We start from the raw sequence: 8,835 nt of genomic DNA, 5'->3' as shown, positions 1-8,835 counted from the left end.
GGGGGCCTCGGCGTGCCGCCGCTGGAGCCGGTCGCGCTCCAGGGCCTCCTCCAGCCGTGCGGCGGCCGACCGCTCCGCCGTCTCGGCGGCGTGGACCGCGGACGCGGCGATCTCCCGGCGCTCGCGGGCGCCCACCCGGGCGACCGCGGCGCGGGCCAGCACCGCCCCGGCGAATCCCGGGTCGCCGGGACCGGGCCCGGCGGCGGCCGGTGCGGTGGCCGCCGCCCGTCCACCGCGCCGGTCCGCCCCGGCCTGTACCGGCACAACCGCCTTTGCCAGGGCGGGCACTGACGAATCGTCGAGATCGGGGGTGGCCCCGGCGGCCTGCGCGATCCGGTGCGCCATCGCGAGCAGCCGGTCGTCGCCGGCCGCGACCCGGTCGGCCGCGGCCCTGCGGCGCGCCGTCAGCTCCTCTTCGAGCGCGGCGAACCGTCGGGTGTCGAAGAGCCGCCCCAGCAGCCGGGCCCGTGCCTCCGCGTCCGCCCGCAGGAAGCGCGCGAAGTCGCCCTGCGGCAGCAGCACCACCTGGCAGAACTGCTCCTTGCTCATGCCGAGCAGCTGCTGGATCTCCTCGCCGATCTCCTGGTGCGAGCGGCTCAGCGCCCGCCACTCGCCGGCCGGCGCGCCGTCGGCCGCCGGCCCCGCGGTGACGAACTCGCGCAGCCGACTCTGCGCCTTCTCCTTCGTCTTACCGCTGCCGCGCTTCTTCGGGCGGGGCTGCTCGGGCAGCCGGGTGATCTCCAACCGGCGCTCGGCCACGGTCAGTTCGAGGACGACCTCGGTCAGGGTGGACGGGTCGGCCAGATCGCTGCGCAGGGCCTGGCCGCTCTGCCGCGCCCCGGGTACCGACCCGTACAGCGCGAAGCAGACCGCGTCCAGGACCGAGGTCTTGCCCGCGCCGGTCGGCCCGTGCAGCAGGAAGAGGCCGCCTCGCGCGAGCCGGTCGAAGTCGACGGTCTGGGTGCCGCGGAACGGCCCGAACGCGGTGACGGTCAGCCGGTGCAGCCTCATCGCGCCACCTCCGCCGCCGCGTCGGCGGCCCGTACCTCGTCGATGGCGGAGCGCAGTTCGGCCCGCTCCGCGTCGTCGGCGGCGCGCCCGGACCGGACGTGTGCCACGAAGTCCTCGGCGATCTCCTGGTCGCTCCGGCCGCGCAGCCGCTGGGCGTACGAGGCCGTGGACCGGTCCGGGGCCTCGTCCGGGTCGAAGACCAGGCTGAGGGTGTGCGGGAAGCGCTTGGCCAGTTGGGCCATCGGCTCGTGCGGCCGGGCGCTGTCGGTGAGCGTCGCCTCGACCCAGGAGTCCTCGTGCCGGGCCAACTCGGGGTCGTCCAGCAGCTGTTCCAGCGGCCCCCGGATACGGGCCAGCTGTCGTGGCACCGGGCAGTCCACCCGCTCGGCGTGCACGGTGCCGTCCGCGTCGAGGTCGACGAGCCAGGACGACTTGCGGTGCGCGGCCTCGGAGAAGGAGTAGGCGAGCGGCGATCCGGAGTAGCGGACCCGCTCGGTGAGGGTCTGGCAGCCGTGCAGATGCCCCAGGGCCGCGTAGTCGACGCCGTCGAACACGGCGGCGGGGACGGACGCGACCCCGCCGACGGTGATGTCCCGCTCGCTGTCGCTGGCGGTGCCCCCGGTGACGAAGGCGTGCGCGAGGACCACGGAGCGCGTCCCGCGGGGCCGGGTGGCCAGGTCGTCGCGGACCCGGTCCATCGCGGCGCCGAGCACCGCGGCGTGATCGGCGCGCGGCGCGCCGAGGGTGTCGCGCACCATGGCCGGTTCGAGATACGGCAGTCCGTAGAGGGCGACCGGGCCGTGCGCGTCGTCGAGGAGGACGGGGGTGCCGCAGGCGGCCGGGTCGGTGCGCAGGTGGATACCGGCCTGCCGCAGCAGCCCGGAGCCGACGCCCAGCCGGCGGGCCGAGTCGTGGTTGCCGGAGATCATGACGGTGGGCACGCCGAGCGCGGCGAGCCGGTGCAGGGCGTCGTCGAAGAGCTCGACGGCGGCCAGCGGCGGTACCGCGCGGTCGTAGACGTCGCCGGCGACCAGGACCGCGTCGGCCTCCCGGTCGCGGACCGTGGCGACGAGGTGGTCGAGGAACGCGCGCTGGGCGGCGAGCATGCTCACGCGGTGGAAGGACCGCCCCAGATGCCAGTCGGACGTGTGCAGAAACCTCACCCGGTCGCTCCGCCCCCCATGACCCGCACCTGCGCCCCTCCCGAACCCTGCTGACCGGCGCTTCCGTCCCGCTGACCGGCGGCCGACCAGGCTAGTCCCCGCCGTGCCCGGTCCGCGCACCGGCCTCATCCTGCCACCCCGATCGCCGATCCGTCGGACACTTGAGGAGTGGCGCGATGCGTTCGGCCGCGAGCGGGAACGGAGCGAGGAACGGAGCGAGGTGAGGTCATGAAGGACGTCGTCACCGTCGGAGTGGACGGGACGCCCGAGGCATCGGCCGCCGCCCTCTGGGCGGCGCGGGAGGCCGAGCTGCGAGGGGCGCGGCTGCGGCTGCTGCACGCCTGGGTGCTGCTCGCCCCGGAGCCGGCGGCCGGGCCGGCCCGGGAGGCGGACCAGAACTACTGGGCGCACCGGATCGTGCGCGACGCCCACGAGGCGGTCCGGGCCCGCCATCCGGACCTGCCGGTGGACGAGGCCCTGGTCTCCGAGGACCCCCTGGCGGCCCTCGAGGACGCCGCCGGCCGGTCCGACCTGCTGGTGCTCGGCACCCGGGACCTGGGCGCGATGGCCCGGTACGTCCTGGGCGAGGTCGGGCTCAAGGTGGTGGCGCACACCGACACTCCCACGGTGCTCGTCCGGGCCGGACAGGACGCCGGCGGGCAGGCGCCGGACGCCCCGGTGATGGTCGGGCTGAGCCTGCACGAGCCGTGTGAGGCGCTGCTGGCGTTCGCGTTCGAGAGCGCCGCTCTCCGAGGTGTCACGCTGCGTGCGGTGCACGGCCGGCATCTGCCCTCGTACGCGTACAACCGGGGCGGCGGGGTGGAGCCGGTCGCCGCGGAAGGAGCGGCCCGGGACGCCCGGCAGGAACTGGAGGCGGCGCTCGGGCCGTGGCGGGAGAAGTTCCCCGACGTGCCGGTGGACGCCCGGGTGGAGATGCAGAGCCCGGCGCCGGCGCTGCTGCGGCACGCCGCCGGGGTGGCGCTGCTGGCCGTCGGCCGCCGGCACAAGCTGCGGTTCCCCGCGCCGCGGATCGGCCACATCGTCCAGGCGGCGGTGCATCACGCGCCGTGCCCGGTGGCGGTGGTGCCGCACGAGTGAGCCGGTCCGCGGCGCCCGGTGGGCGTGCGCGCGCCGTCTTCGGCGGGTTGCTCCGACAATGGGGATACGGGCCGGTCGGACGGCGCGGCCCGGAGGACACCGCGGAGGTGCGTCATGGCAAGGACCGCCGAGTGGCCCGTCCGGCTCTTTCTCACCGAGGAGGACGGGACGACCAGGGCGCGGGTGGAGCTGGACACCGGAACCCAGTCGCTGACCGGGCACGGCCGGGCCCGGTGCAATCCCGAGGACCAGGACGTACCGGTGATCGGGGACGAGCTGGCGGCCGGGCGGGCGATGAAGGACCTCGCCGGGCAGCTGATCCGGCTGGCGGACCACGATCTGGCGGGCGTCGGCGCCGCGCCCCCGGGGCACGAGCGGCGCACCGCCTACGGCTGGACGAGCGAGCCGGCCTAGGGCGCGGGAAAGGCCCCGGCCGGGGAAGGAGTCGGCCGTGCCGGATGGGACGACGGCCGGTGTGACGACGACCGACCTGTACGAAGTGACCATGGCGCTCTCGTATCTGCGGGAGCGGATGGAGCAGCCGGCCACGTTCAGCTGCTTCGTCCGTGAACTGCCGCCCGACCGCGGGTTCCTGATCGCCGCCGGGGTGGAGTCGGTGCTCGACTTCCTCACCCGGTTCCGGGTCGGGCCGGAGGACGTCGAGGTGTTCGCCGAGGCGCTGCGGCGGCCGGTACGGGAGCTGGCGCCGCTGCTCGGCCTGCGCTTCGGGGGCGAGGTGCGCGCGGTGCCCGAGGGCCGGGTGGTGCTGGCCGGTGAGCCGCTGCTGGAGATCACCGCGCCGCTGCCGCAGGCGCAGTTGGTGGAGACCTTCGTACTGAACCAGATCAGCCACCAGACGGCCATCGCCACGAAGTGCGCGCGCTGCGTGCTGGCCGCGCGGGGGCGGGCCGTGGTGGATTTCGCGCTGCGGCGGACGCACGGGGTGGAGGCGGGGTTCCAGGCGGCCCGGCTGTCGGCGATGGCCGGTTTCGCGGGGACCAGCAATGTCGCGGCGGCGCATGCCGAGCGGCTGCCGGCGGTCGGCACCATGGCGCACTCGTACGTCGAGGCGTTCGAGGACGAGGAGACGGCGTTCACCGCGTTCGCACGCACCCACCCCGGGCCGGTGACGTTCCTGGTGGACACCTACGACACCGTGTCCGGTGTGGCGGCGGCGGCCCGGGTGCTGCACGCCATGGACCGTGCCGACGGGGCGGCGATCCGGCTGGACAGCGGTGATCTGGGGGCGCTGGCGGTGCGGGCGCGGGCGATGCTGGACCGGGCGGAGTTGCCGCAGGTGCGGATCGTGGCGAGCGGCGGGCTGGACGAGTTCGCGGTGCACGACCTGGTGAGCGCGGGGGCGCCGATCGATGTGTACGCGGTGGGCACCCGGGTCGGGGTCAGCGCCGACGCGCCGTTCGTGGATTCGGCGTACAAGCTCGTCGCCTACGACGGGCGGCCGGTGATGAAGCTGTCGTCGTCGAAGGTGACCGCCCCGGGACGCAAGCAGGTGTTCCGGGGGCGCGGCTGCCGCGATGTGATCGGGCTGACCGACGAGCTGCCGCCCGCGGGGACGGTGCCGCTGCTGGAGACGCTGATGCGCGACGGGGTGCGCTGTGCGCCGCGTACGCCGCTGACGGACGCCCGGCGGCGGCTGGCGGCGGATGTCGCGGAGCTGCCGGCCGCGGCCCGCGCGATCCGGTCGCCGGTGCCGGTGGCGGCGTCGGTCTCCGCGCCGCTGGCCGCACTGGCCGAGGACGTCCGGCGGCGGATCGAGCGGGCGGTGCTGGCGCCGTACGGCCGCTACGCCTGACGCCCGACGGCGCCCCGGCCGGCCTCAGCCGTGCGGGACCACCGCCACCGGGCAGGCGGCGTGGTGCAGCGCGGCGTGCCCCACCCGGCCGAGCTGGAGCCCGAAGTGGCCGTGCCGGTGCCGGGCCCCGACGACCAGCAGGTCCGCGGCGGCCGACCGCCGGACCAGCACCTTGTGCGCCGGGCCCTCGACGGTGCTGCGGCGCAGTTGCACCGACGGGTGGTCGACGGCCTCCGGCTCCAGCGCCTCGTCGACCAGTGCGGATGCCTGCTGCTCGTAGTAGTGCTCCGGTCCGGCCGGGCGCTCCGCGCGGTCGGCGGTCTCGTACGCGGGGCAGCGCCAGGCGCGGACCGCGTCCAGGGCGCAGCCGCGGGCCTCCGCCTCGCGGAAGGCGAACCGGACGGCCTGGGATCCCTTGGCGGTGTCGCCGACGCCGAGCAGGACGCGGTCATGGGTGCCCGCCAGGCCGGCCTTGTCGCCGCGGACCACGACGACGGGGTGCGTGGCGCGGGCGGCCACCGAGAGGCTGACCGACCCCAGCAGCAGATCGACGAATTCGCCGCGCCCCTTGGAGCCGAGGACCACGGCGGTGGCGTAGGGGGCCTCGCGCAGCAGGGCGCTGACCGGGTCGTCGGCCAGCACCTGCACGGTGACCTCGACGCCGGGGTTGCGGCGGCCTGCGCGGTCGGCGGCCGATCCGACGATGCCGTCGGCGATCAGCTGCTCGGAGGAGGCACCCCCGGCGGAGGCACCCTCGGCGAGTGCCTTGCCTTCGTAGCGCTCCCACTGGGAGGCGTACACCAGGCGCAGCGGCAGCCCGTGGAGTGCCGCCTCGTCCACCGCCCAGTCGAGCGCCCGCAGTCCGGATTCCGATCCGTCCACACCTACGACCAGCGGGAGTTCCATGGTCCCCACCGCCTTCTGTGCTTCGTGCCGCTGCGGTGTGCTGCTGTTTTCACCTTCGCACGGCGGGGCCGTCCGGGACGAGGGCCGCTCGGCTCTCGTTGCGCCCCCGGCGCCGGGCGGCGGCTACCGTGGAGCTGTGGTCTCGGCCACGTGGTGCGGACCACGGTGGAGGCATCGTGGGCGAGCAGGCGAACGACCGGAGCGGTGCGGCGCGGCGGCGGCTGGCGGCCCTGCCCGAGGACCTCCAGGCGCAGCTGGACGCGGTGCACCGCGGCAGCGTCGAGTCGGCGCATCTGCTGCTGGAGGCCGTGCTGTCGGTGGGCCGCGGGCTGGACCTCTCGCAGGTGCTGCGCCGGATCGTCGAGGCGGCGATGCTGGTCGTGGACGCCGAGTACGGCGCGCTGGGCGTGGTCGGGGAGGGCACCCGGCTCTCGCAGTTCCTGCCGGTGGGGATCAGTGCCGAACAGGAGCGCGCCATCGGCCCGTTGCCGGCCGGGCACGGCATTCTCGGCGAGCTGATCCGGCACCCCCGGCCGCTGCGGCTGGCGGAACTCTCCGCGCATCCCGCGTCGTACGGATTCCCGCCGCACCACCCCGCGATGCACAGCTTCCTGGGGGTGCCGATCCGGGTCCGCGACGAGGTGTTCGGCAATCTCTACCTGACCGAGAAGCGGGGCGGCGGCCCGTTCGGACCCGAGGACGAGACGGTGCTGTCGACGTTCGCGGTGGCGGCGGGGGTGGCCATCGAGAACGCCCGGCTCTACGAGGAGGCGCGGTACCGCCAGCGGCTGCTGGAGGCGAACGGCGAGATCGTGGCGAGCCTGATGCCGGGGGCGGACGAGATGCACGTACTGCACCTGATCGTCGGCCATGCGCTGCGGATCCTCGACGCGGATCTCGGTGTCCTGGCGCTGCCGGACGCGCCCGGTGAGCTGCGGATGGTGCTGGCGTCCGGCGTCGACGCGGATGACCACCGGGGGCTGGTGCTGCCCCTGGAGGGCTCGTTCGCCGGGGCCGCGTTCACCGCCGGCAGGCCGCTGATCAGCCTGGACATCGAGCACGACCCGAGGATCACGGCGGGTCCGCCGCGCTGGTCCGGTCTGGGGCCCGCGGTCGCGGTGCCGATGATCACCGGGGAGCGGGTGCGGGGCGTGCTGATGCTGGCCCGACTGTGCGGCCGTGCCCCGTTCAGCGAACCGGAGACGGCGCCGCTGCTGACGTTCGCCGGGCAGGCGGCGCTGGCGATGGAGCTGTCCGAACAGCGGGCCGCCGCCGAGCAGTTGGCACTGCTGGGGGACCGCGACCGGATCGCCCGCGATCTGCACGATCTGGCCATCCAGCGGCTGTTCGCCACGGGGATGACCCTGCAGAGCGTGGTGCGGTTCGTGGACCACCCGGAGGCCGGCGCACGGCTGCTGCGGGCGGTGGACGACCTGGACGAGACGATCAAGATCATCCGGTCCACCATCTTCGGGCTGCGCGCCCGCGAATCCGGGCGGGCGGGCCACGGGCTGCGGGTGCGCACGGTCACCGCCGTGGAACAGGCCGCCCGCCCGCTGGGCTTCACCCCCGCGCTCCACATGGAGGGCCTGATCGACACCGATGTGCCGCCGGAGATCGCCGACCATGTGCCGGCGGTGCTCGCCGAGGCGCTGAGCAACGCCGCCCGGCATGCCCGGGCGACCGCGGTGGGCGTCTCGCTGATCGTGCGCGGCGGCACGCTGACCCTGTCGGTCACCGACAACGGCGTGGGCATGCCCCGGGGCGGCCGGCGCAGCGGGCTCGCGAACCTCGCCAAGCGGGCCGAGAGCGTGGGCGGTGAGCTGGTGGTGGAGGCGCCGGCGGCCGGTGGGACGCGGGTGGTGTGGCGGGTGCCGCTGCCCACGGGGTGAGCGGGTGGGCCGCGGTCGGAGGCAGGGGCTGTCCGGCCCTGGTCCATCGGACAGGACCTAGGTGCGCTGTCCCGGCACACCTAGCGCAGCCGGGTGTCGGTGGCGGCGGGCGGGGTCGCGCGGGTGGCCAGTACGGCGGCCTGGATCCGGCGGGCGACGCCGAGCTTGGCGAGCAGTCGGGAGATGTGGTTCTTGACGGTCTTCTCGGAGAGGTAGAGCCGCCGCCCGATCTGACGGTTCGTCAATCCTTCGCCGACCAGGGCGAGGATCTCCCGCTCCCGCGGCGACAGCCCGGCCAGCGCGTCCGCCTCCGGCCCGGCGTCGGCGCCCTCGCCCCGCAGGCTGTGCATCAGCCGCGCCGTGGTCGCCGGGTCGAGCATCGAGCGGCCGGACGCGACGGTGCGCACCGCGGCGACCAGGTCCGCGCCCTTGATCTCCTTGAGCACATAGCCGGCCGCCCCCGCCATGATCGCGTCGAGCAGCGCTTCATCGTCGTCGAACGAGGTGAGCATCAGGCACGCCAGCTCCGGCAGCCGCGCCCGCAGCTCCCGGCAGACGGTGATCCCGTCGCCGTCCGGCAGCCGTACGTCGAGCACCGCGACATCGGGCCGCAGCGCCGGGCCGCGGGCCAGCGCGTGCCCCGCGGTGCCCGCGTCGCCGATCACCTCGATGTCGGGCTCCGCGTCGAGGAGGTCCTGCACACCGCGCCGCACCACTTCGTGGTCGTCGACCAGGAACACCCGGATCGGCCGCTGCGGCGAGAAGACGCCCGCCTCGCTCATCGTTCCTCCACGCTGCCGTACGGCGCCCCGCCCGTACCTTCATCGTGGGCCCGCCCCCGCGGCCCCGCCAGGGCCGAACGGGCACCCGTCGCACGGGAGCCGGACCGCCGGCGGCCAGGGCCGTTCGGCCCCTCTCCCGGGCCGCCGCGGTGTGCGACGGTCGGGCCGTA

The 8,835-nt window shown here is 75.3% G+C and carries 8 protein-coding genes; 4 read left to right on the top strand and 4 right to left on the bottom strand.

Annotated features, from left to right (window positions below; translation table 11 throughout):
- Nucleotides 1–1,011 (bottom strand): AAA family ATPase (locus RZ84_RS33595; protein WP_241777979.1); only part of this gene is annotated, 1,011 nt, incomplete at its 3' end.
- Nucleotides 1,008–2,174 (bottom strand): exonuclease SbcCD subunit D, encoded by a 1,167-nt coding sequence (locus RZ84_RS33590; protein ID WP_043268335.1) that lies wholly within the window; start codon nucleotides 2,172–2,174, stop codon nucleotides 1,008–1,010. The genes RZ84_RS33595 and RZ84_RS33590, both read right to left, overlap by 4 nt.
- A 228-nt stretch (nucleotides 2,175–2,402) precedes the next feature.
- Between RZ84_RS33590 and RZ84_RS33585 the strand changes: the two genes are divergently transcribed.
- The 3 genes from RZ84_RS33585 (at nucleotide 2,403) to RZ84_RS33575 (ending at nucleotide 5,085) form a co-directional block, all read left to right on the top strand.
- Nucleotides 2,403–3,272, top strand: a complete 870-nt coding sequence (locus RZ84_RS33585; protein ID WP_043268333.1) for a universal stress protein — start codon at nucleotides 2,403–2,405, stop codon at nucleotides 3,270–3,272.
- A 114-nt stretch (nucleotides 3,273–3,386) separates the two neighbouring features.
- The gene (locus tag RZ84_RS33580; protein WP_043268331.1) at nucleotides 3,387–3,686 is read left to right on the top strand and encodes a DUF1876 domain-containing protein; all 300 of its coding nucleotides are present in this window, start codon (nucleotides 3,387–3,389) and stop codon (nucleotides 3,684–3,686) included.
- Between the two features lie 37 nt (nucleotides 3,687–3,723).
- A complete protein-coding gene (locus tag RZ84_RS33575) occupies nucleotides 3,724–5,085 on the top strand; it encodes a nicotinate phosphoribosyltransferase (RefSeq protein ID WP_078894462.1) in 1,362 nt (453 codons plus the stop codon).
- Between the two features lie 24 nt (nucleotides 5,086–5,109).
- On the opposite strand, the gene RZ84_RS33570 is transcribed toward RZ84_RS33575, so the two are convergent.
- Nucleotides 5,110–5,991: a universal stress protein gene (locus RZ84_RS33570; protein ID WP_107068328.1), complete on the bottom strand. Its 882-nt coding sequence runs from the start codon at nucleotides 5,989–5,991 to the stop codon at nucleotides 5,110–5,112.
- Nucleotides 5,992–6,167: 176 nt separating this feature from the next.
- Between RZ84_RS33570 and RZ84_RS33565 the strand changes: the two genes are divergently transcribed.
- On the top strand, nucleotides 6,168–7,883 hold the full coding sequence (locus RZ84_RS33565) for a sensor histidine kinase (protein WP_052230350.1): 1,716 nt from the start codon (nucleotides 6,168–6,170) through the stop codon (nucleotides 7,881–7,883).
- An 80-nt stretch (nucleotides 7,884–7,963) separates the two neighbouring features.
- Here RZ84_RS33565 and RZ84_RS33560 read toward each other — a convergent pair whose 3' ends face one another.
- Entirely contained in the window at nucleotides 7,964–8,665 is a 702-nt protein-coding gene (locus RZ84_RS33560) for a response regulator (RefSeq protein ID WP_043268325.1), read from the bottom strand.
- Nucleotides 8,666–8,835: the final 170 nt, after the last annotated feature.

This window comes from Streptomyces sp. CT34 (assembly GCF_000805335.1).
GTDB lineage: Bacteria > Actinomycetota > Actinomycetes > Streptomycetales > Streptomycetaceae > Streptomyces.
The sequence above is the reverse complement of the archived record's forward strand: the minus strand, read 5'-3'. Positions and strand labels throughout refer to the sequence as shown.